Origin of the sequence: Burkholderia sp. GbtcB21 (assembly GCF_019091065.1) — a bacterium.
Lineage (GTDB): Bacteria > Pseudomonadota > Gammaproteobacteria > Burkholderiales > Burkholderiaceae > Burkholderia > Burkholderia pyrrocinia_C.
The window spans coordinates 129,708-150,953 of sequence record NZ_JAGXKA010000001.1; the positions used below are offsets into that span (position 1 = coordinate 129,708).

The following is a 21,246-nucleotide window of genomic DNA, read 5'->3' on the forward strand; positions in this document are numbered from 1 at the left end:
GGCCATCCGGATGGCCGCCTCTAGGAAGTCGGTAAGGGGAAGCGGCCGCCCGCGCGATGTGCGGCGGGCGGCCCGCTGTCAGCGGATCAGCGCTTGATCGCCTGCTGCCATTGCTTCAGGAAGGCAAGGCGCTTCGACTGGTCGAGATAGACGAGCAGGCCGGTGCCGATCTGGATCGGCTTCAGCGAATCGCCGAGCTCCTTCGACAGGCTCGCGGCCGACGTTTCGCCCGTGACGTCCGCGCGGATCGCGTACAGGTTCGCCTGGTTCGCGATCAGCGTCTGGCCGCGCTTCGACAGCAGGTAGTCGACCCACAGCTTCGCGGCGTTCGGGTTCTTCGCCTTCTTCGAGATCGTCGCGAGGCGGCTCACGACTTGCGTGTAGTCCTTCGGAAACACATAGCCGATCGACTTGTCCTTCTTCGCCTTCGCGTACGCATACGAACCGATGATGTTGTAGCCGATCAGGTTCTCGCCCGACGAGATCCGCTCCATCATCGCGCCCGTGCTCGACTGCAGCTTCGGGCCGGTCGCGCCGATCGCCTTCACGAGTTCCCACGTGACCTTCTCGTTCACGTGCGCGTCCTGCGTCAGGTAGTTGAAGCCGACGCCCGATTTCTCGATGTCGTAGGTCGTGACCTTGCCCTTGAACTTGTCGGCCTGCGTGGTGAGCAGCTTGATCAGGTCCGCGCGCGTCGTCGGCACTTCGTTCTCGGGGATCAGGCGCTTGTTGTAGACGATCGCGAGCGGCTCGAAGGTCGTGCCGTACGCCTGCTTCTGGTATTGCGCCCATTGCGGCACGTTCGGGCTTTCGGGCGAATCGTAGGACGCCATCAGGCCGTCGTTGACGAGCTTGACCTGCAGGTCCATCGCCGAGCTCCACAGCACGTCGGCGCTGGTGCTGCTCGCCGCGTTCTCGCTGATGTAGCGGTTGTACAGCTCGGTGCTGTTCATGTCGTTGTACTCGACCTTGACGCCGTACACGCTTTCGAAGTCCTTGATCAGCGGACGCACGAGGCCCGTGTCGGTCGTCGAGTAGACGATCAGCTTGCCTTCCTTCTTCGCGGCGTCGATCACGCCCTGGTAGTTACCCGGATACCCGGCCGGAACCTGCGCGACGGCGCTGCCGGCGGCAGTGCCCAGGGCGATCGCCAGCGCGGCGGCGAGGTGTTTCGGTGCAAACGGCATGTCTTCCTCCAGTTACCCATAGATGTTGTTCGAGTGACGCGGATGTTAATTGCGAGGCACTTTCAGCCTGCTTTCATTCCTGTTCACAATCGCGTCCTTTGTGTCATGGATTTCCCGAGGTCGAAACGGCGGCGGCCGCGGTTTTTGCGGCGCGCGGGGTGGTTCGATGGAGAGGGAAGCGAGTCGCCGCGGGACGCGGCGATGACGGTCATGCGGGTTGCGCCAGCAGCTTGCCGAGGATCCGGCCGCCATGCCGCGCGTGCGCGGTCGTCAGTGCCGAATACCCGACGACGACGCCCGCTTCGCACTCGGCGCTTCGGCAGAATCCGCGCATCGTCTGCAATTCGACGCCGGCCGCGTGGGCCTGCGCGACGTACGATGCGTCGTCCACCCCGGGCGGCAGCCACAGCACGAAATGAAATCCGGCGCGCTCGCCGGACACCGTGTACCGCCCGCCGGCGTGCTTCGCCAACTGGTCGAGCACGATGTCGCGCCGCTGGCGATACGCGTGGCGGCTGGCGCGCAGGTGCTTCGCGAAATCGCCGTGCGCGATGAAGCGGGCCAGCGCGAGCTGGGGCGCCACGCCGACGGAGCGCGCGGTCGCGTGCCACACGGCCGACAGCATTGGCCGCAGTTCCGCCGGCACGACCATGAAGCCGATGCGCAGCCCCGAGAACAGCGTCTTGTTGAATGAGCCGCAGTAGATCACGCGATCGCATGCGTCGAGCGATTTCAGCGCCGGTAGCGGAGCGGCCTGGTAGCTGAACTCACCGTCGTAGTCGTCCTCGATGATCCATGCCCGGTTGCGCTGCGCCCAGTCGAGCAGTTCGAGCCGGCGCGACACCGACATCGTGACGCCGAGCGGCGCCTGATGGGCGGGCGTCACGTACGCCGCGCGCGCATCGGGATGGCGATCCAGCGACGACGTGTCGATCCCTTCCCGATCGACCGGCACGTCGATCACGGTCGCACCAGCCATCGTGAAAATCTGCCAGGCCGACGCATAGCCGGGATCTTCCATCAGCACAGTCGAGCCGGGCGTAAGCAGCGTTCGCGCGACGAGGTCGATCGAATGCCGGATGCCGGTCGTGATGAAGATGTCGCCGGCGTCGCACGGGATGCCTCGGTATTCCCGCAGGTACGCGGCGATTTCGGCGCGCAGGCTTTCGACGCCTTGCGCAGGCGTCGCACCGAGGTCGTTCGCCGTCGCGGCAAGCAGGCTTGCCCCGAGCGCCTTCTTCCATTGCTGCATCGGCATCAGGCCGGGATCGGCGAGCCGCGCGACGAACGGGACGCCGGGGCGCACGCCATGTTCCGGCGCGGCCGCATCCGTCGCGCCGGCCGGCGCGGGGCCCGCGTCGGGGCGGCGGGGGCTGCCGTCGCGCGGCTGCGCGGCCGCGCGCAGATAGCTGTCGGGCACCATCGCGCAGACCCGCGACCCGGAGCCGCGCGTGCGTGCGATGTAGCCCTCGGAGCACAGCAGGTCGTACGCCGCTTCAACAGTTCCCCTTGCGATGCCCCAGCGTGCGGCAAGGGTGCGGCTGGACGGCAGCGAGCTGTCGCCGGGAAGCAGACGCTTCAGGATTGCATCGCGAATCGCGTCGGCAATGCACGCCTGCTTCGACTGCGGGTTGCCGGCCGACAGCCCGGAAGGGCACGGCAGATCAAGCGGAATCGCGGCTTTGCCTCGCGGCATAGTGGTCTAGTAGATGATCGATTTAATGGTCCTTCAGCTTATATCACTTTCCCCTTAGATTGCTGTCGACCACACCCATTCGACCGGAGACGGACTCACCGCATGAAGACGCGTTCCTTGCCCCAGTGGGGCTGGCTGTTCCTGTTGATGCTCGTCGTGTGCCTGCCGCGAGTCACGATCGATGCGTACCTGCCGTCGCTGCCTGCGATGGCTGACGCGCTGCACGGCACCGACGCCCAATTGCAGCTCACGCTGACCCTGTACATGGTCGGGTATGCGCTGTCGATGCTGGTGTCGGGGCCGTTGTCCGATCGATACGGCCGCCGTCCCGTTCTCCTCGGCGGCCTGTGCCTTTACGCGATCGCGAGCGTTGCCTGCGCGCTGTCGACCAGCATCCCGGCGATCATTGCCGCACGGATCTTCCAGGCGCTGGGCGGCTGCAGCGGAACGGTGATTGGGCGCGTCATCGTGCGCGAGCGCTTTCCGACCGCGATGCAGGCCACGATGCTCGGTCGCATCTCGGCCGGCATGGCGCTGTCGCCGGTGCTTGCGCCGCTGGCCGGCAGCGCGGTCGCAGAGTGGCTCGGCTGGCGCGGCGTGTTCGGATGGCTGGCGGCGGGCGGGCTGGTCGCGACGGCGATGGTGCTGCGCTACCTGCCCGAGACCCGTGAAAACGACGCGCGTCCGGCGCGGGGGCGCGGGCTCCTGTGGACATATGCCGGCCTGCTGCGCGAGCGCCGCTTCCTGCGCTACTCGCTGGCGATCAGCTTCGCCTACTGCACGTACTATCCGTTCATCGCGGAATCGTCGACGCTGTTCCAGCGGCAAATGGGCGTGTCCGGCCCGGTCTATGCCGCGATCTTCGGCCTGACCGTGCTCGGCTACCTGATCGGTTCGAGCGTGTTCGCGCGGACCAGCAGCCGCTGGAAAGCCGATTCGGTCATCGCGGCGGCGGCCGGCATCAATCTGGTCGGCGCCATCGCGCTGGGGGGCTGCGGTGCGATCGCCCCCACGGCACTGGCGGCCCTCGTCGTGCCGATGTTCGTCGTGATGATCGCCGTCGGGATCGCGATTCCGGCCTGCCAGTTCGCGGTGATGCAGCCGTACACGAAGATCGCCGGCACGGCGTCCGGACTCTTCTTCTTTATCCAGATGGCGATCACGGCCGCGTGCGGCGGCGTACTGGCGTGGCTGTCGGATGGTACGGCCCGCCCGATGATTGCCGTCACGGTCGGCGCGAGCGTCGCGTTCCTGGCGGTGGTCGTCGGTCTTCGCGAGCGGAACGTAATCGGCGGTTCGCGTTTCGCGACGGGGAGCCGTCCCGCTGCCGAGCGATGAGCGGCGGTCGTCCATCCCGGGCGCTGCGGGTTCGCCGGGGCGGCGCAACCGGTGTTTCCGCGAGGCGTCGACATGGAAAGGATCATGTAATGTAGCGGCCTGTCGCTGACCTTACCGGAATCCCCATGCGTGTGCTGCTCGTCGAAGACAATCCGAACCTGGCCCAGTCGCTGAACGACGCGCTGAGCGCCGCGCGCTTCGCGGTCGATCACATGGCGGACGGGGAGGCGGCGGACCACGTGCTGCGCACGCAGGATTACGCGCTGGTGATCCTCGATCTCGGGCTGCCGAAGCTCGACGGGCTGGAGGTGCTGCGGCGGCTGCGCGCGCGCCGCAATCCGGTGCCGGTGCTGATCCTCACCGCGCACGGGTCGGTCGAGGACCGCGTGAAGGGGCTCGATCTCGGCGCCGACGACTATCTCGCGAAGCCGTTCGAGCTGACCGAACTGGAGGCGCGCGCCCGCGCGCTGATCCGGCGCAGCCTCGGCCACGAGCATTCGCGTGTCGAATGCGGGCCGCTTTCGTACGACAGTATCGACCGCAGCTTCCACCTTGCGGGCGAGCCGCTGTCGCTCACGCCGCGCGAGCGCTCGGTGCTCGAGGTGCTGATCCTGCGCAACGGCCGTGCGATCAACAAGGAAACGCTGTCGGAGAAGATCTTCGGGCTCGACGAGTCGGTCAACGCCGACGCGATCGAGATCTACGTGTACCGGCTGCGGAAGAAGCTCGAGAACACGGGCGTCGCGATCGTCACGCTGCGCGGGCTCGGGTATCTGCTCGAAGCGAAGGAAGTATGAGTTACGACCCCCACGCTCACTGGTGTTCGCTGCCCTCCAAGGGGGCGCATGGCTTCCTTGGGGCGGCCCGGCGGGAACCATGGTGACCCGCCCGAACCTGCGCACGCAGGTCGCGTTGTGGCTGCTGCTGCCGCTGCTCGGCCTGCTCGCGCTCGACTCGTGGCTCACGTACCAGCGCGCGATGAGCGCCGCGCACGTCGCGTTCGACCGCACGCTGTCGTCGTCGCTGAAGTCGATCCGCGAAGGCGTGCGGCTCAACGACGGCGAGATCGAGGTCGACCTGCCGTATCTCGCGCTCGAAATGCTCGAATCGAGCGACGGCGGCAAGATCTACTACCTGATCCGCGAGGACAACGGTCGCACGATCACCGGCTACCCGGACCTGCCGCCGCCGCAGGGGCGCGACGCGGGCGACGGCGCGCTGTTCGTCACGCGCTACTACGACGTCGTCTATCGCGGCGAGCAGTTGCGGATGGCCGCGCTGCGCATACCGGTGCACGACGTGCCGACCGCGCAGTCGCGCATCGTGTGGGTGATGGTCGGCGAGACGATCGAGGCGCGCCAGGCGCTCGCCCGCGAGATCCTGGTGGGTTCGCTGCTGCAGGAAGGGCTGCTCGTCGTGCTCGCGCTCGGGATCGTGTGGCTCGGCGTCGGGCGCGGGCTGCGGCCGCTGAACCGGCTGTCGGCGACGGTCGCCGCGCGCAGCGAGGACGACCCGACACCGCTCGACACCGGCGCGATGCCGAGCGAGCTTGCGCCGCTCGTCGATTCGATCAACCAGTACATCGGCCGCACGCAGCGGATGCAGGTCGCGCGGCGCCGCTTCTTCGCCGATGCGGCCCATCAACTGAAGACACCGCTCGCGGCCGTGCAGGCCGGCGTCGAGCTCGCGCTGCGGCCTGACGAGCAGCCGCGCGCGGACGTACACCTGCGGCGCGCGAACGGCGCGGTGCGGCAGGCCGCGAAGATCGTCCAGCAACTGCTGTCGCTGTCGCGGCTCGATTCGGACAGCGGCCACGCGGTCGCGCACAAGCCGGTCGCGCTGCACCGGCTCGCGCGCAGCGTGACGCTCGACTGGTCGCCCGTCGCACGCTCGCGCGACATCGATCTCGGCTTCGAGCACGAGGCCGACGTCAGCGTGCACGGGCAGTCCGACCTGCTCGGCGAGATGATCGGCAACCTGATCGACAACGCGATCCGCTATGCGGGCGACCGCGCGGTGATCACGGTGCGCGTGTCGCGCGACGGCGAGCATGCGCAGCTCGACGTGATCGACAACGGGCCGGGCATTCCGGCGGACGAGCGTGACGCGGTGTTCGAGCGCTTCCATCGCGGCAGCAAGACGCAGACGGTCGAAGGGACGGGGCTCGGGCTGTCGATCGTGCGGGAGATCGCACGCGTGCACCAGGGCAGCGTGATGCTTGCCGATGCGGCGGGCGGCGGGCTGGTCGTGACGATCCGGCTGCCGGCGGCGAACGAGGAGGGGCCGGGCGCGGCGTGACGACGTGCCTGAGACAGGCCGGAGACCCCGCGGCAAGGTAGGCTGCGAAGCCGAAGCCGAAGCCGAAGCCGACATGCAGGCAAGCGTGCCGGCGCTATGCGCGCCGAGGCCCGATGACCGTCACGATATTTCCGTGAATTCCACTACCGCATCCTTTTCCGCTGCGACGGCACGGCACGCGCAGCGCATTCATTGTGGCAGCGCCGCGATGCTCGGCGTCGCGGTGGTCTTCGCGTTCGGGGCGACGATGCGACGGCTATACAGTGCCGTGAGCGCGCTTCAATCGCCGAACCCGATCTCGGCTTCGAGCGTCTGGCCCACTTCGAGGAAACCGCCGGCGCCTTCGACGACGATCGCGTTGATGCCGAACGTCAGCGCGCCGTCGAAGGTCGGATTCGCGCGATAGGTCTGCATCGTGTCGGTCGGTTCGTGCGGCCATGCGGGATCGGGCGCGCCGGTGACCTGATCGATCGTCGGCATCGGGCAGCGCGTGCACAGCTTCACGAGGCGCAGCCGCACCGGTGTCGCGCCGTCGGTGTCGAGGTGTTCGACGAAATCCTCTTCGTATGCATCGAGATCCGACACGACGATGTTCGGGCGGAAGCGGTTCATCGGGATCGCCGGCGCACCCTTCGCGGTGAGCCGTGCGTTCAGGTCGTCGAGCGACGACTGGCCGATCACGAGCAGCGGATAGCCGTCCGCGAACTGCGTGTGCGTATCGATCTCGCCGGTCCATTTTCGGTTGCAGCCGCGGCGCGCGTCAGGCCCGAAGCGCGCGAGCTTCGTCGGCATGCCGAGGAATTCGGTGAGCCACGCGGCCGTTTCGGCGCCCGTGTCGATCGCGTCGACCGTGTCGCGCCAGACGGTCGCGGCCATTTTCGGCGTGGCAGGCGACACGTCGCCATCGAGCGGCGTGCGGATCTCGCGCATGCCCGGTGCGTTCAGCACGAGTGCATCGCTGTCGAGTGCGGTGCGGATCAGCGCGAGGCGCGAGTGCGTGCGCTGCGTGATCATCTGCCCGTCGGGATCGGTGATCAGCCAATGACGGTCGTATGCGAGGCCCGTTTCGAGCAGTTGCGCACGCGGCAGCGCGATGCCGGCGCAGGATTTGATCGGGTAGACGAAAAGTTCGCTGATGGCTGGCATGGCGCTGGCTTCGCATGACGTGGATGGTCGAAGCGCGATTGTGCCAGATCGTGCGGAAGCCGTTCGGGCGGTTGCGCACCGCCGCGCGGCTGGTCATGCGAGCGGGAAACCCGCGTCGAAGGTGGTGCGCACGTCGAGCGGCTGGCGCAGCAGCCCGGCCTTCAGATAGAAGTCGGCCGTACGCTGCTGTTCGGCGATCACCGTCGCATCGATCGGCAGCCAGCGCGTGTTGCGGCGCTCGAACTGCAGCTTCGCGGCTGCCGGTGGAATGCCGATGATGCGTGCGAGCGCCGCGGAATACGCGTCGACATGCCGGTACGACCAGGTCTGGGCGCGCACGACGCGCCGCAGGAAATCGTGCAGCACGTCGCGCTTCGACGCGATCGCCGCGTCGGTCGCCGCGAGATAGCTGAGGCCCGACCACAGCCCGCGGCCGTTGACGAGCACGCGTGCTCGGCCGCTCGTTTCGGCGAGCGCCGTGTAAGGCTCCCACGTCGCCCAAGCGTCGATCGATCCGGTTGCGAGCGCAAGCATCGTGTCGGCCGGCGGCAGGAAGCGGAACGACACGGCATCGGGCGGCAGTCCGGCCGCGTCGAGTGCCTTCAACGTGACGAAATGGCCGATCGAGCCGCGTGTGGTGCCGATGCGCTTGGCCTTCAGGTCGGCCGCGCCTTTCAGTGCCGCGTCGGGCCGCACGAGCACGGCCGTGCCGTACGGATCGGAACGGTTCGCGCCGATCACCTTGATGCGTGCACCGGATGCGAGCGCGAAGATCACCGGCGCATCGCCGATCGGCCCGCAATCGACGGCGGCCGCGTTCAGCGCTTCGGCGAGCGGCGCGGCGGCCGGAAACTCGGTCCACGCGATGTCGTATGGGAGGCCGTTCAGTTCGCCGGCCGCTTCGAGCAGCGCGCGCAGCCCGCCTTTCTGGTCGCCGGCGCGCAGCAGCGGCCGTACGCCCGATTGCGCGCGCAGCGCGGCCGGTGCCGCGGCGATCGTGGCGAGGGCGCTCGCCTGGGCGAGGAAATGGCGTCGGGTCGGATTCATCGTGAAGTTCGGTTGATCGAAGGAGAGGTTCGGGAATTCAGTGCGGGAGCCCGGCCTGCACGTCGCGGACGGGTTCCGCGTCGACGCGCAGCAGCAGCGCGGTCAGCGGGTCGCCGTTCGCGGCGGCCGCGGCTGGCCGAGCAGCGGCATCGGAACGACACAGCAGGTCGGCATCCGACCAGCCGGCGCTGCCCGGCAGCGCGCGCGCCCGCAGCCAGCCGCGCCGGTCGGCGAGCAGTTGCGTGCCGCCGAGTGCGTCGGGCGCGACGCCGGCAATCGTCGCGAACGCGAGCCAGGCATCGGGCGTCGACGCGACGCAGTTCGCACGCGTACCGGTTGCCGGCGGCACGGCCGCGCCGCGTGCGGTGACAAGCAAGGTTTGCCAGCGCGCGTCTTCCGGCGGTGGTGCGACGCCCGGTGCGAGCGCGACGATGCGCACGCGCTGGCCTTCGCGCCAGCGATCGAGCGGTTGCGGCGCCGCGCTGCCGCAGCGCACGTCGAGCGCCGGCAGCGGGACGGGCACGGGCCATGCGCGTTCGGCCTGCGCGCCGCTGCCTGCAGAGAGCGCTTTCAGGTAGTCGAGCACGGCCCACGTGTCCTGAGGGCCGAGCGTCGCGGCGAAGCCGGGCATCGTCGGTGCGCCGTGTTCGTCGCGCGTGCCGTGGCGCACGCGCCAGAACAGTTCGCCGTCGAGGCGACGCGCAAGCAGCGAGCCGGCAAAGGTCGGCGGCCAGTGCGCGAGCGTGGCCGCGAGCGGGCCTTCGCCACGGCCGTCCGCGCCGTGGCAGGCCGCGCAGTGTTGCGCGTACAGATGCGCGCCGCGCATCACGTTCGTCACCGAAAACGGCGCGGGATCGCGCTGGAAACTCGTCGGCACGGCTGGCGCGAGCCACAGCGACGACGGCGGCCACGGTGCGAACCATGCAACGGCGAGCGCGGCGATCGCGGATGCGAAACGCCACTTTCGCGAAGCGAGCGCGATGCAGGCGAGCACGACGGCCAGCGCCGTCTCCGCACCGGCGAACGCGAGTTGCCGCGTGAGTCCCGCATCGATGCGCAGCGTCTCGAGTGCGATCCGGTGCGCCCACGGCCATGCGGCCTGTCCGTCGGCATCGCCCGTCAGGCCGACGGCATGCAGCACGTGCGCCCACGCGATTTGCGCGCGATACAGCAGTTGCAGGAATGCGAGCGCCCAGTCGGAGAACGGCGGCGCGTTCATCGGCCGCGTTGCCGCCGAGCGGCGCCCAAGCGTCGAACGGCACCCTTCATCTACCAGCTCGCATCCAGCCCGAGATGCCGCAGCGCGTCGTGACGCAGTTCCGCGAGGCGCGGGTCGCCGCGATGGCGCGGGTAGGGCAGGTCGACGTGCAATTCGGCGACGATCCGTGCCGGACGCGGCCCGAACACGATCACGCGCTGCGCGAGGAACAGCGCTTCCTCGACATCGTGCGTGACGAGCAGCGCGGAGAACCCGTCGCGTTGCCACAGCGCGGTCAGCTCGGCCTGCATCGTGAGCCGCGTCAGCGAATCGAGCTTGCCGAGCGGCTCGTCGAGAATCAGCAGGCGCGGATCGTTGACGAGCGCACGGGCGAGCGCGACGCGCTGCGCCATCCCGCCGGACAACTGATGCGGAAACACGTTCGAGAATTCCTGCAGCCCGACGCGTTCGAGCGCATCGTCGACGCGATGCTGCGCGGTACGCGCCACGCCGCGCGCTTCGAGGCCGAGCGCGACGTTTGCACGCACGCGTCGCCACGGGTACAGCGTCGGGTCCTGGAACACGACGATGCGCGACGGATCGGGGCGCTCGATCGGCACGCCGTCCTGCGCGATCGTGCCTTGCCGCGCGGCGTCGAGGCCCGCGACGAGGCGCAGCAGCGTCGATTTCCCGCAGCCGCTCGGGCCGAGCAGCGCGACGAATTCGCCGGCCGCGACCGACAGCGTGACGTCGTCGAGCACCGGCAGCGGGCCGCCGGGGCCGTCGAACGCATGGCTCACGCGGCGGATGTCGATGCGCGCGCCGCGCGGCGCCGTGGTGGTCGACGAAGCGGCGGGCGAAGCGGCAACGGACGGTTCGAGTACGGCGGCGCTTACCATTTGACGGTTCCTTTCTGCCACGCGAGCACGCGGTCGCGCACCGCGAACAGCAGCGCGATCAGCCCGGAAAACAGCAGCGCCATCACGATCAGCGCCGCATACATGTTCACGTACGATGCCCAGCCCTGCGCCCAGCTCAGGTACCAGCCTAGCCCCGACTTGACGCCCATCATCTCGGCGACGACCAGCACCGTGAACGACGCGCTCAACCCCATGAAGATGCCGACGAACACGTGCGGCAGCGCGGCCGGAATCGCGACGCGCAGCACCAGGAAGCGCGCGTTCGCGCCGAGCGTGCGGGCCACGTCGTAATACTGCTTGTTGACGCTCGCGACGCCCGACCACGTCAGCACGGCGACCGGGAAGCCGGTCGACAGCGCGATCAGGAACGCGGCGGCCGAATAGCTCGACGGGAAGAAGTAGAACGTGAGCGGCAGCAGCGCGGTGGCCGGCACGGGGCCGAGCACGCGCAGCACCGGATGCACCCAGTAGCCGATCCGGCGCGACCAGCCGATCGATACGCCGACGGCAAAACCGACCGCGACGCCGTACGCAAACCCGAGCGCGAGCAGCTTCAGCGTGTTGCCGGCGCTGCCGAGCAGGCGCGGCCAGTCGTCGACATACACCTCGATCAGCGCCTGCGGCGGCGCGAAGAACGGCGTCGGCAGCCAGCCGGTTTTCGCGGTGACGATTTCCCAGGCGGCGAGCACGAGCGGCAGCGCGACGAGCCATGGGCCGGCCGGACGCACGCGCGCGAGCCGCGTGCGGGTGGAGGGAACGAAATGGCCGAGCGTCGCGACGGCGAGCAGCAACGCGGCGATCGACCATGCTGCGGTGGCGAACGTGTCCGTGTACGCCCAGTCGGTGAAGCCGACGACGCGGTTCGGCCACAGTTGCGTGAGCGCGCCGAGCGCGGCCCATGCGAACGCGGCGACGATGCCGGTCGGCCAGGTGCGGGCGCGGCGGGCTTCGGCCGCGAGCGTGGCTTCGCAGGCCGTGCAGGCGACGCGAGGGGAGACAGCGGCGCCGCCGGCCGGTGCCGATGCAGCGCGCGCAGGGGAAGCATGTTCGATCGTCGACATCGCGTCACCCCAGCACGTTCGCATAGACCTGCTGCGCGAAGCGCTGCGGGTCCGTGCTTTTCTTCAGCACGCTGATGCGGCGGAAATCGTCCGCATAGAACGCGATTTCCTGTTGCAGGTCGACGTTGGTCGGGTGATGCGTGTAGGTGAGCGTCGCGTACAGCTTGCGCAGGTCGTCGGGGCTGATCTTCGGCGAATACTTCGCGAACACCTTCGCGGCCTCGTTCGGGTTGTCGTGCGTGAACTCGGTCGCCTGCACGATCGAGCGCGCGAGCGCGGCGGCGGCCGGCCGGTCGTTGCGCACGAGATCGCCGCGCGCGCCGATCACGCAGCACACCTTGCGCGCGTATTCGCCGGACAGGTTGGTCGCGAGTTCCGTATACGCGCCGTTGCTGCGCTTTTCGAGCAGAAAGAGATTCGGGTCGCCGTCGGCGATCGCATGGATCTCGCCCTTGTCGACCGCGACGCCGAGCAGGTCGGCCGGATACTGCCGCCACGTGATGTCGCGTTCGGGATCGATCCCGTTCTTCGCGAGCAGGATCGAGAAGAAATGCTTGCCGGGCGCGGCGAGATCGCTGACGCCGACCGTCTTGCCCTTCAGCGCCTGCAGCGTCGTGACGCCGGCCGCCTTCGCGCCGAGCAGCCGCACGCAGCCGCCGTGCGAACTGCCGATGATCTTCACGTCGAAGCCGGCTTCGAGCGGCTTCAGCCAGCGGTGGATCATCCCGACCGCCGCATCGGCCTTGCCGGTCGCGATCGATTCGAGCAACTGGTCGGTCGACCCGCTGTAGTTGATCAGGTCGACCTTCAGGCCGTTCTTCTCGAAGAAGCCGCGCTCCTGCGCGACGACGATCGGCGTCAGGCAGAACGCGTTCTGGTTCCACGCGAACGTGAGCTTCTTCAGCGGCGGCGCGGACCATGCTTTGCGGCCGAGCGTGATCGCCGGCGCGGCGAGCGCGGCGGCGCCGGCCGCGCGCAGCAGCCGGCGGCGTTTGTCGTCGTGCGCGATGGCCGGCGCGGGTGCGGTGGGTTGGGTCATGGTGGTCTGGTCTCCGGTCTTGCGGAAGGGCGCTCAGTCGAGCAGGTCGGGTTCGTCGGCGACGACGCGCGCGAACAGGCTGTCGAACGCATGCAGCGCGCCGTCGGGGCCGCCGATCTGGCCGTGCGTGTGGCGCGCGGTCGCGTGATCGATCGGCTGCGGCGTGCCGGCCGCTTCGGCCAGCAACTGCGTGTGCGCGGCGTTGTCGAGCGCGATGTACCACCAGGCGGCGGCCTCGACCGTCGGGCCGACCGTCAGGATGCCGTGGTTCTTCAGGATCACGCCCTTGTGCGTGCTGCCGTCCGGCTTCGAAAGCGCGTGCGCGATCCGCGCGCCTTCGCTCGTGTCGACGACCATCCCCGTGAAGTCGTCGAACAGCGCGTGATCCTCGTAGAACACGCACGCGTCCTGCGTGAGCGGATCGAGCGGGCGGCCGAGCGTCGACCACGCCTTGCCGTAGGTCGAATGCGTGTGCGCGGCGGCGACGACGTGCGGATGGGCTTCGTGGATCGCCGCATGGATCGCGAACGCGGCCTTGTTCAGCGGCCGCGTGCCGATCGCGGTTTCGCCGTGCGCGTTGACGAGCAGCAGGTCGGACACCTTGATCTGCGAGAAATGCACGCCGAGCGGATTCACCCAGAAATGGTCGGGCAGTTCCGGATCGCGCGCGGTGATGTGGCCGGCGAGCCCGGACGCGAAACCGTAGCGCGCGAACAGGCGGAATGCGGCCGCGAGCCGTTCCTGCCGGTGGCGGCGTTCGGCGGCGACGTCGATGCGCGGCGCGGGCGGATCGAACCAGAAATGCTGGCGCGGCGCTTCGGCGAGTGAGAGGCCCGAGGCGGTACGGACGGGCGTGGCGAGGACGGCGGACATGGCGTGCGGCTCCGTTGGCGTTAGGCGGCGCGGCGCGCCGCGTCGCGTGTGGCGACAGCGCTGCGCACGCGCGGAATCAGTTCGCGGCCGTAGTCGATCGCATCCTCGAGCGGATCGAAGCCGCGGATCAGGAACGTCGTCACGCCGAGGTCGTAGTAGTCGAGCAGCGCATCGGCGACCTGTTCGGGCGTGCCGACGAGCGCCGTCGAATTCGAGCGCGCGCCGGTGAGCTTCGCGATCTCGGTCCACAGCCGCTTGTCGACGCGCGAGCCGCGTTCGGCCGCGGCGAGCAGGCGGCGCGCGCCTTCGCTCTGCTGCGGGCCGCCTGCGCCGAGGCCGGCCGCTTCGCGCAGCCGCCGCGTTTCGTCGAGGATGCGATGCGCGCGCGCCCACGCTTCGTCCTCGGTCGCGGCGAGGATCGGGCGGAACGACACGGAGAAACGCACCTGCCGGCCGTGCTGCGCGGCTTCGGCGCGCACGCGCGTGGTCAGGTCGCGCACCTGGTCGAGCGATTCGCCCCACAGCGCGTAGACGTCCGCGTGCTTGCCGGCCACCGCGAGCGCGGCTTCCGATGCGCCGCCGAAGTAGATCGGCACATGCGGCTGCTGGAACGGCTTCACTTCCGAAAAACCCTGCTTGAACCGATAGTGCGCGCCGTCGTGATCGAACGGCTGCGCTTCGGTCCAGATCCGCCGCAGGATGCCGAGGTATTCGTCGGTACGCGCATAACGCGCGTCGTGGTCGAGGAAATCGCCGTCGCGCTGCTGCTCGCTGTCCGAGCCGCCGGAGATGAAGTGCACGGCGAGCCGGCCGCGGCTGAACTGGTCGAGCGTCGCGATCTGTCGCGCGGCGAGCGTCGGCGCGGTGAAGCCAGGACGATGCGCGAGCATGAAGTGGATGCGCTCGGTCGCGGCCGCCGCGAACGCGATCGTCAGTGTTGCCGACGGGCCGGTCGAGTGATGCGGCACGAGGATCCGGTCGAAGCCGGCCGTTTCGTGGGCGCGCGCAAAGTCGCGCACGTAGTCGGGATCGACCACCGGGCCGGACGCCGGGTGGATTTCCGACTGCTTCTGGCTCTGGATCATGCCGATGAATTCGACGCTCATCTGGGTCTCCGGTGCAGGGATGGCCCGGCGCACGGCCGGGCAGGAATGGAGCGCAGGTTAACGCCGCGATCATGCGGAATGGAAATAATCAATCCCGATTTGAATATCAGATTTGCATGGTTTGGGTGGCGGTGCGTTGCGCATACGCTGTGGGCTCACGAACGATCGGGCGGGTGCGCGTTACGCATCGCCGGCTTCACGCGAAACCGCGCCGCGTGGCGATCGATCACCGCTATCGCGGCTGGTGCCGCGGTGGCCGCTTTTGTGCCTTTGTGCATTACCCAGGGAATCCGTCTCGATGTCCGCCAGCCTTGCCGCTTCCTCACCGTCGTCGCAGCCGCCTTCGCTGCGCCTTCTGCCTGCCGACGACGCCGACGATGCAGAAGACGCGCGCGTTGCCGCGCTGCTCGACCGCCTCGCCCCCGAACTCGCCGCCGACGCCGCGCGCAACGACGTCGACGGCCGTTTTCCGCACGAGAACTTCGCACGGCTGCATCGCGCGGGGCTGATCGCGCAGGTCGTGCCGCGCGAACACGGCGGCGCGGGCGCGACGCTCGCGCGGGCGAGCCGGATCGTGGCCGCCGTCGCGCGCGCCGATCCGGCGACCGCGCTGGTGCTGACGATGACGTATCTGCAGCATCGCGCGCTCGGCCGTGCCGACAGCCGCTGGCCTGCCCAGGTGCGGCGCGTGGTGTTCGACAGCGCGATCGCGCAAGGCGCGCTGATCAACGCGCTGCGCGTCGAGCCGGCGCTCGGTTCGCCGTCGCGCGGCGGCCTGCCGGAGACGGTCGCGCGCCGCGACGGCGACGGCTGGCGGCTGTCCGGCCACAAGCTGTACAGCACCGGGATTCCCGCGCTGCGCTGGCTGGCCGTGTGGGCGCGTACCGACGAACCGGAGCCGCGCGTCGGCGTGTTTCTCGTGCCGCGCGACCGCGATGCCGACGGCGACCGCATCCGCGTGATCGAAAGCTGGAATCACCTCGGCCTGCGCGCATCGGGCAGTCACGAAGTCGTATTCGACGATGTGCGGCTGCCGGCCGACCACGCGGTCGACGTGCGCGCGCCGCACGCGTGGGCCGTATCGGCCGCGACCCATGCGGATGCCGATGCGCACGCCGACCAGCACGCGTGGATGGTCGCGCTGCTCGGCAGCCTGTACGACGCGGTGGCGCGCGCGTCGCGCGACTGGCTGGTCGGATTCGCGACGACGCGTGCACCGAGCGGGCTCGGTGCGCCGCTCGCGACGCTGCCGCGCGTGCAGGAGGCGGTCGGCGAAATCGAGGGATGGCTGCATGCGAACCGCGTGCTGCTCGACGATCACATCTCACGCACCGACGCCGGCAACGCGCCGTCGGTCACGACGAGCGGCCTCGTCAAGCGGACCGTGACCGAGCACGCGATCCGCGCGGTCGAGCAGGCGCTGAAGCTGTCGGGCAATCATGGGCTGAGCCGCGGCAATCCGCTCGAACGCCACTATCGCGACGTGCTGTGCAGCCGCGTGCATACGCCGCAGGACGACGCGATCGCGGTGGCGGCGGGGCGTGAGGTGCTTGAAGCGGCGGCAAGCCGGGATGAAACGGAAGCGGAGGCGGGCGGGGCGTCGCGCACCGAGGTCGAACGCGGCCGAAACGATGCGTGAGCGGTGCAGCGCTGCGGGGGAAACAAACAGGGCGGCGCGAAGCAGACGCCGCCCCGTCCGGTCACGCAGCCTGGCCGTGCGTCTGCTCGGGCAACGCGAACGCCGCGCGCGCATGCGCGGCGACGGCCGCGAGCGGCGCGTCGAAGCGGGCAGCATCGTGCCGGCGCAGCAGCCACAGATCGATCTGCGGCTTGAAATCGGCGAGCGGCACGATCTCGAGCGCGTCGCGCAGCGGGCTGCCTTCGACGAGCGGCAGCGGCATCAGCCCGATGCCGAAGCCGTTCGCGACGCTCTGCAGTTGCAGGTCGCGGCCGTAGGCGTCGAGCGTGACCGGCATCGGCAGGCCCTGTGCGTCGAGCGCGCGCCGCAGGCCCGCGCGAAAGCCGCAACCGTCGGGATTGAGCACCCAGCCGCGCGCGTGGCAATCGGCGAGCCGGTAGCTGCGGCGCGGCCAGTCGCCCTTGCGGCCGACCGCGACGAGCCGCGTGGCCAGCAGCCGTTCGCCTTCGACGTACGGCGGCAGCACCATCTCGCGCGCGAGGAATACGAGCGCCGCATCGAGCTCGCGGCGTGCGACGCGCTCGACGAGCATGCCGCCCCACGCGGTCGTGACCTGCGTCGCGAGCGCGGGCCACTGCGCGGCGAGTTCGGCGATCAGCGCGGGCAGCATCAGCTCGCCGAGCCCCTGCGTGAGCCCGATCCGGAATTCGCCGGCGGGCGGCTGCCGGCCAGCCGTCAGTTCGCGCAGCGCATCGACTTCGCGCAGGATCGCGCGACACTGCTCGAATACCTGCCGGCCGATGTCGGTCGGGCGCGGCGGCTTCGTGTTGCGATCGAGCAGGATCACGCCGAGCGCTTCCTCGAGATTCTGGACGCGCCGCGTGATCGCGGGCTGCGTCATCCCGAGCTCGGCCGCGGCCAAGCTCAGGGTCTGGCAGCGGACGACCGCTGCAAAAGCGTCGATATCGCTAATTTTCATGTTTGTTCTGCATGGTCTTTCGGGTGCATCATGACGATCCATCATATTCGGCATCATATTCGAGGAGGCAGCCGATGAGTACGCTTTCATTGCATCAGACGCCGCTGCGTCCGTTCGTCGACGGTCTGGGTGAGCTGCTCGCGTCCGGCGCGAACGAGGCGCGCATCCTCGACGAGGGCGGCACGCTGCTCGCCGCGCTCGTCGAACACGACGACTGGCTGCCCGACGCGTTCGCGCAGCCCGATCCCGTGCGCTATCGGCAATACCTGCTGCATCTCGACCCGGACGAACGGTTCTCGGTCGTCAGCTTCGTGTGGGGACCCGGCCAGACGACGCCGATCCACAACCACACGGTGTGGGGGCTGATCGGGATGCTGCGCGGCGGCGAGTTCTCGCAGCCGTACCGGTTCGACGAAGCGGGCAAGCCCGTGCCGGCGGGCGAAGCCGTGCGGCTGCAGCCGGGCGAGGTCGAGGCCGTGTCGCCGCGCATCGGCGACGTCCATCGCGTGACCAACGCATTCGCCGACCAGGTATCGATCAGCATCCACGTGTACGGTGCGAACATCGGCAAGGTCGAGCGCGCGGTGTACCTGGACGACGGCACCGTGAAGCCTTTCGTGTCCGGCTATTCGAACGCCTGACGCGGCGCCCGCAGGCGCGGCCCGTTGCGGGCGCGTGCCGGCAGGCCGAAGATTCATCCGATTCGCTTTCCTTTCTTCACCGACTTCAACAGAATCAGACAGAGACACCGTGACGCAATCCGCCGATTCCATTTCCCGCTTTCCCGCCGCGTCGTACCAGGACGTGCGCGCGCGCCTGCTTGCCCGTGACGAGCTCGCGTTGATCGACGTACGCGAGGAAGATCCATACGCGCAGGGCCACCCGCTGTGGGCCGCCAACTTTCCGTTGTCGAAGCTCGAACTCGACGCATGGACGCGGATTCCGCGCCGCGACACGCCGATCGTCGTGTTCGGCGAAGCGGGCGGCGAGGATCTCGCGCCGCGCGCGGCCGCGAAGCTCGCGCAGCTCGGCTATACCGACGTGCGGCTGCTCGACGGCGGCCTCGCGGGCTGGCTGGCCGCGGGCGGCGAACTGTTCATCGACGTGAATGTGCCGAGCAAGTCGTTCGGCGAATGGGTCGAGGCCGAGCGGCATACGCCGTCGCTGTCCGCGCAGGAAGTGCAGGCGCTGATCGATGCGAAGGCCGATGTCGTGATCGTCGACGCGCGCCGTTTCGACGAATACCGGACGATGAACATCCCGACCTCGACGAGCGTGCCGGGCGCGGAACTCGTGCTGCGCGTGCGCGCGCTTGCGCCGAATCCGGCGACGCAGGTGGTCGTCAACTGCGCGGGCCGCACGCGCAGCATCATCGGCACGCAGTCGCTCGTCAACGCGGGGCTGCCGAACCCGGTCGCGGCACTGCGCAACGGCACGATCGGCTGGACGCTCGCCGGCCAGACGCTCGAGCACGGCGCCGCGCGCCGCTTTCCGGACGAGATCGATGCGACGCAGCGCGCCGAGGCTCGCCAGGCTGCACGCGCGGTGGCCGAACGCGCGGGCGTGCCGCGCATCGCGCTGGCGGATGTCGCCGCGCTCGACGAGCCGGGCCGCACGCTGTACCGCTTCGACGTGCGCACGCCGGAGGAATACGAAGCCGGCCACCTGCCGGGCTTCCTGAGCACGCCGGGCGGCCAGCTCGTGCAAGAGACCGACCATCACGCGGCCGTGCGCGGCGCGCGGATCGTGCTCGCCGACGACGATGGCGTGCGCGCGGACATGACCGCGTCGTGGCTCGCACAGATGGGCTGGGATGTACGCGTGGTGGAGCCAGCCGGCACCGCGGCGTTCGGCGAGCACGGCCAGCCGCCGCGCGACGTGCCGGCGACGCCGCCCGCGACCGACGTGTCGCCCGCGACGCTCGCGGGCTGGCTGAAGGAAGCTGCGCCCGATGAACTCGCGATCGTCGACGTGACGGCCAGCGCGAACTACGTGAAGCGCCATATTCCGGGCGCGTGGTTCGTCGTGCGCGCGCAGTTGCGCGACGCGCTCGCAGCGATCCCGCCTGCGAAGCGCTACGTGTTCACGTGCGGATCGAGCCTGCTCGCGCGATTCGCGGCGGACGATGCGCGCGCGCTGCTGCCGGCGTCGGCCGACATTTCGGTGCTTACCGGCGGCACGGCTGCATGGATCGATGCCGGGCTGCCGCTCGAAAGCGGCGAGACGCGGCTCGCGTCGCCGCGCGTCGACCGCTACCGGCGCCCGTACGAAGGCACCGACAACGCGGCTGCCGCGATGCAGGCGTATCTCGACTGGGAATACGGGCTGGTCGACCAATTGAAGCGGGACGGCACGCACCACTTCAGCGTGATCTGACCGATACGGCGGAGCCGGGCGCGGCGGCACGCAGTGCGCCGCACTCGGCTCCGCACGTTCAGCACGATCAGCGCTTGAACGTATCGACGGCCGTGCGGCCGACCGCCGGATCGTCGGTGAAGAAGCCGTCGATGCCCGCGCGCAGGTAGGCCTGGATCTCGCGCACCGAGCCGGCCGTGTTGCGCGTGGCCGGCGTGCCGCCGTCCTTCAGCGACGCGGGCAGGAAGTTGTTCTCCGGGCGGAACGTGTACGGATGCACGACGAGGCCGGCCTCGTGCGCGTAGCGCACGTACGGCGTCGGCTGCTGCAGCGTGCCGTCCGCGGCGACCGCGATGATCGACGTCTTGTACGGGCCGACGCCGTTCGCGTAGGTCGCGATTTCGCGCATGCCGTCGCGCGTCGACAGGTCGCCGTAGGTGCGCTTGTCGTTCGCCTTCACGAAGTCGTACGGGCGCTGGCCGGCGTCGTCCATCAACTGCACGAGCTTCCAGTTCGGCTGGCTCGACTTGATCCGGTTGCGGATCGTCTTCAGGTTCGCCACTTCGAACGACTGGATGTAGACGGTCGCCGTGCGCGACGTGTACGAATCCTTCAGCAGCGCATCGACGAGGCGATCCTCGAGCGGCAGGCCGATCGACTGGAAGTAGGTCGGATGCTTGGTTTCCGGATACAGGTGGATCGTGCGGCCGGTCTGCGCGGACATCTGCTTCGCGAGCGCGACGATCTCGTCGAAGGTCGGAATCTCGAACTGGTCGTTGTATGCGGTGTTCGCGGGGCGGATCTGCGGAATGCGCTCACGCGCACGCAGCGTCTTCAGCTCGGCGAGCGTGAAATCCTCGGTGAACCAGCCCGTGAGCTGCGCGCCGTCGATCGTCCTGGTCGCCTTGCGGCTTGCGAATTGCGGCAGCGCCGACACGTTCGTCGTGCCCGAAATCTCGTTCTCGTGGCGCGCGACGAGCACGCCGTCACGTGTCGACACGAGGTCGGGCTCGATGACGTCCGCGCCGTCCTCGATCGCCTTGCGATACGACGCGAGCGTATGTTCGGGGCGCAGCGCGCTCGCGCCGCGATGGCCGACCACCTGGACCTTCGCGGAAATCGGCTGCGTGGGATCGGACGTCAGCTCGTCGCCGCCGCACGCGGCGAGCAGGAAGGCGGCGGCACAGGCGAACGGGACGTAGCGCAGGGCGCTCGGGCGCGTGAAGAACATGTCGATGAACCTTCGAAACGGGAGTCGGAAAAGTCGGAAAGGGCGCTCGCTCCGCCGGCGCGGCTGTCGTGCCGTGCCGTATGGAATCGAACGGGACGCGATCGTCGCATCGAATAATTACATATGTATTACT

Annotated in this window: 18 protein-coding genes; 6 read left to right on the forward strand and 12 right to left on the reverse strand. The window is 69.2% G+C overall.

Annotation, left to right across the window (positions count from 1 at the left end; translation table 11 throughout):
* Positions 1-86: 86 nt before the first annotated feature.
* Positions 87-1,187, reverse strand: a complete 1,101-nt coding sequence (locus KVT39_RS00550; protein ID WP_034179668.1) for an ABC transporter substrate-binding protein — start codon at positions 1,185-1,187, stop codon at positions 87-89.
* Between the two features lie 208 nt (positions 1,188-1,395).
* Positions 1,396-2,883, reverse strand: a complete 1,488-nt coding sequence (locus tag KVT39_RS00555; protein WP_217586887.1) for a PLP-dependent aminotransferase family protein — start codon at positions 2,881-2,883, stop codon at positions 1,396-1,398.
* 102 nt (positions 2,884-2,985) lie between these two features.
* Here KVT39_RS00555 and KVT39_RS00560 point away from each other — a divergent pair, with 102 nt between their 5' ends.
* The 3 genes from KVT39_RS00560 (at position 2,986) to KVT39_RS00570 (ending at position 6,519) form a co-directional block, all read left to right on the forward strand.
* A complete protein-coding gene (locus KVT39_RS00560) occupies positions 2,986-4,221 on the forward strand; it encodes a multidrug effflux MFS transporter (protein WP_217586889.1) in 1,236 nt (411 codons plus the stop codon).
* 125 nt (positions 4,222-4,346) lie between these two features.
* A complete protein-coding gene (locus KVT39_RS00565) occupies positions 4,347-5,018 on the forward strand; it encodes a response regulator (RefSeq protein WP_034179665.1) in 672 nt (223 codons plus the stop codon).
* A gap of 79 nt (positions 5,019-5,097) precedes the next feature.
* Positions 5,098-6,519, forward strand: a complete 1,422-nt coding sequence (locus KVT39_RS00570; RefSeq protein WP_217586891.1) for a sensor histidine kinase — start codon at positions 5,098-5,100, stop codon at positions 6,517-6,519.
* Between the two features lie 279 nt (positions 6,520-6,798).
* Here KVT39_RS00570 and KVT39_RS00575 read toward each other — a convergent pair whose 3' ends face one another.
* From KVT39_RS00575 to KVT39_RS00610, 8 genes are all read right to left on the reverse strand, one after another.
* Entirely contained in the window at positions 6,799-7,665 is an 867-nt protein-coding gene (locus KVT39_RS00575; RefSeq protein WP_217586903.1) for an MOSC domain-containing protein, read from the reverse strand.
* Between the two features lie 93 nt (positions 7,666-7,758).
* Positions 7,759-8,712 carry an ABC transporter substrate-binding protein gene (locus KVT39_RS00580; RefSeq protein WP_217586905.1) on the reverse strand — a complete coding sequence of 318 codons (954 nt, stop codon included), beginning with the start codon at positions 8,710-8,712 and terminating at the stop codon, positions 7,759-7,761.
* A gap of 37 nt (positions 8,713-8,749) precedes the next feature.
* Positions 8,750-9,931 carry a cytochrome c gene (locus KVT39_RS00585; protein WP_217586907.1) on the reverse strand — a complete coding sequence of 394 codons (1,182 nt, stop codon included), beginning with the start codon at positions 9,929-9,931 and terminating at the stop codon, positions 8,750-8,752.
* Positions 9,932-9,981: 50 nt separating this feature from the next.
* Positions 9,982-10,809: an ABC transporter ATP-binding protein gene (locus KVT39_RS00590; protein WP_217586909.1), complete on the reverse strand. Its 828-nt coding sequence runs from the start codon at positions 10,807-10,809 to the stop codon at positions 9,982-9,984.
* Positions 10,803-11,891 (reverse strand): ABC transporter permease, encoded by a 1,089-nt coding sequence (locus KVT39_RS00595; protein WP_217586911.1) that lies wholly within the window; start codon positions 11,889-11,891, stop codon positions 10,803-10,805. The genes KVT39_RS00590 and KVT39_RS00595 overlap by 7 nt, the downstream gene beginning before the upstream one ends.
* A gap of 4 nt (positions 11,892-11,895) precedes the next feature.
* The gene (locus KVT39_RS00600; protein ID WP_131948351.1) at positions 11,896-12,930 is read right to left on the reverse strand and encodes an ABC transporter substrate-binding protein; all 1,035 of its coding nucleotides are present in this window, start codon (positions 12,928-12,930) and stop codon (positions 11,896-11,898) included.
* Between the two features lie 33 nt (positions 12,931-12,963).
* Positions 12,964-13,803: a class II aldolase/adducin family protein gene (locus KVT39_RS00605; RefSeq protein WP_217586913.1), complete on the reverse strand. Its 840-nt coding sequence runs from the start codon at positions 13,801-13,803 to the stop codon at positions 12,964-12,966.
* A gap of 20 nt (positions 13,804-13,823) precedes the next feature.
* Positions 13,824-14,909: an LLM class flavin-dependent oxidoreductase gene (locus tag KVT39_RS00610; RefSeq protein WP_131948352.1), complete on the reverse strand. Its 1,086-nt coding sequence runs from the start codon at positions 14,907-14,909 to the stop codon at positions 13,824-13,826.
* A 298-nt stretch (positions 14,910-15,207) separates the two neighbouring features.
* Here KVT39_RS00610 and KVT39_RS00615 point away from each other — a divergent pair, with 298 nt between their 5' ends.
* Entirely contained in the window at positions 15,208-16,548 is a 1,341-nt protein-coding gene (locus KVT39_RS00615) for an acyl-CoA dehydrogenase family protein (protein WP_217586921.1), read from the forward strand.
* Positions 16,549-16,609: 61 nt separating this feature from the next.
* Here the strand turns inward: KVT39_RS00615 and KVT39_RS00620 are convergent, their stop codons facing one another.
* A complete protein-coding gene (locus tag KVT39_RS00620) occupies positions 16,610-17,584 on the reverse strand; it encodes a LysR family transcriptional regulator (RefSeq protein WP_207921121.1) in 975 nt (324 codons plus the stop codon).
* 17 nt (positions 17,585-17,601) lie between these two features.
* Between KVT39_RS00620 and KVT39_RS00625 the strand changes: the two genes are divergently transcribed.
* Both KVT39_RS00625 and KVT39_RS00630 read left to right on the forward strand, forming a co-directional pair.
* Positions 17,602-18,168 carry a cysteine dioxygenase gene (locus KVT39_RS00625; RefSeq protein ID WP_034179655.1) on the forward strand — a complete coding sequence of 189 codons (567 nt, stop codon included), beginning with the start codon at positions 17,602-17,604 and terminating at the stop codon, positions 18,166-18,168.
* 109 nt (positions 18,169-18,277) lie between these two features.
* Positions 18,278-19,903 carry a rhodanese-related sulfurtransferase gene (locus KVT39_RS00630; protein ID WP_217586934.1) on the forward strand — a complete coding sequence of 542 codons (1,626 nt, stop codon included), beginning with the start codon at positions 18,278-18,280 and terminating at the stop codon, positions 19,901-19,903.
* A gap of 67 nt (positions 19,904-19,970) precedes the next feature.
* Here KVT39_RS00630 and KVT39_RS00635 read toward each other — a convergent pair whose 3' ends face one another.
* Positions 19,971-21,113: a glycerophosphodiester phosphodiesterase gene (locus KVT39_RS00635; protein ID WP_105389932.1), complete on the reverse strand. Its 1,143-nt coding sequence runs from the start codon at positions 21,111-21,113 to the stop codon at positions 19,971-19,973.
* Positions 21,114-21,246 lie beyond the last annotated feature (133 nt).

What these genes read in the sequence shown, in the direction of transcription:
- KVT39_RS00550 (WP_034179668.1), bottom strand. Translation starts at nt 1,187, where the DNA reads ATGCCGTTTGCACCGAAACACCTCGCCGCCGCGCTGGCGATCGCCCTG.
- KVT39_RS00610 (WP_131948352.1), bottom strand. Translation starts at nt 14,909, where the DNA reads ATGAGCGTCGAATTCATCGGCATGATCCAGAGCCAGAAGCAGTCGGAA.
- KVT39_RS00555 (WP_217586887.1), bottom strand. Translation starts at nt 2,883, where the DNA reads ATGCCGCGAGGCAAAGCCGCGATTCCGCTTGATCTGCCGTGCCCTTCC.
- KVT39_RS00625 (WP_034179655.1), top strand. Translation starts at nt 17,602, where the DNA reads ATGAGTACGCTTTCATTGCATCAGACGCCGCTGCGTCCGTTCGTCGAC.
- KVT39_RS00560 (WP_217586889.1), top strand. Translation starts at nt 2,986, where the DNA reads ATGAAGACGCGTTCCTTGCCCCAGTGGGGCTGGCTGTTCCTGTTGATG.
- KVT39_RS00585 (WP_217586907.1), bottom strand. Translation starts at nt 9,931, where the DNA reads ATGAACGCGCCGCCGTTCTCCGACTGGGCGCTCGCATTCCTGCAACTG.
- KVT39_RS00575 (WP_217586903.1), bottom strand. Translation starts at nt 7,665, where the DNA reads ATGCCAGCCATCAGCGAACTTTTCGTCTACCCGATCAAATCCTGCGCC.
- KVT39_RS00600 (WP_131948351.1), bottom strand. Translation starts at nt 12,930, where the DNA reads ATGACCCAACCCACCGCACCCGCGCCGGCCATCGCGCACGACGACAAA.
- KVT39_RS00565 (WP_034179665.1), top strand. Translation starts at nt 4,347, where the DNA reads ATGCGTGTGCTGCTCGTCGAAGACAATCCGAACCTGGCCCAGTCGCTG.
- KVT39_RS00590 (WP_217586909.1), bottom strand. Translation starts at nt 10,809, where the DNA reads ATGGTAAGCGCCGCCGTACTCGAACCGTCCGTTGCCGCTTCGCCCGCC.
- KVT39_RS00620 (WP_207921121.1), bottom strand. Translation starts at nt 17,584, where the DNA reads ATGATGCCGAATATGATGGATCGTCATGATGCACCCGAAAGACCATGC.
- KVT39_RS00595 (WP_217586911.1), bottom strand. Translation starts at nt 11,891, where the DNA reads ATGTCGACGATCGAACATGCTTCCCCTGCGCGCGCTGCATCGGCACCG.
- KVT39_RS00635 (WP_105389932.1), bottom strand. Translation starts at nt 21,113, where the DNA reads ATGTTCTTCACGCGCCCGAGCGCCCTGCGCTACGTCCCGTTCGCCTGT.
- KVT39_RS00580 (WP_217586905.1), bottom strand. Translation starts at nt 8,712, where the DNA reads ATGAATCCGACCCGACGCCATTTCCTCGCCCAGGCGAGCGCCCTCGCC.
- KVT39_RS00570 (WP_217586891.1), top strand. Translation starts at nt 5,098, where the DNA reads ATGGTGACCCGCCCGAACCTGCGCACGCAGGTCGCGTTGTGGCTGCTG.
- KVT39_RS00615 (WP_217586921.1), top strand. Translation starts at nt 15,208, where the DNA reads ATGTCCGCCAGCCTTGCCGCTTCCTCACCGTCGTCGCAGCCGCCTTCG.
- KVT39_RS00605 (WP_217586913.1), bottom strand. Translation starts at nt 13,803, where the DNA reads ATGTCCGCCGTCCTCGCCACGCCCGTCCGTACCGCCTCGGGCCTCTCA.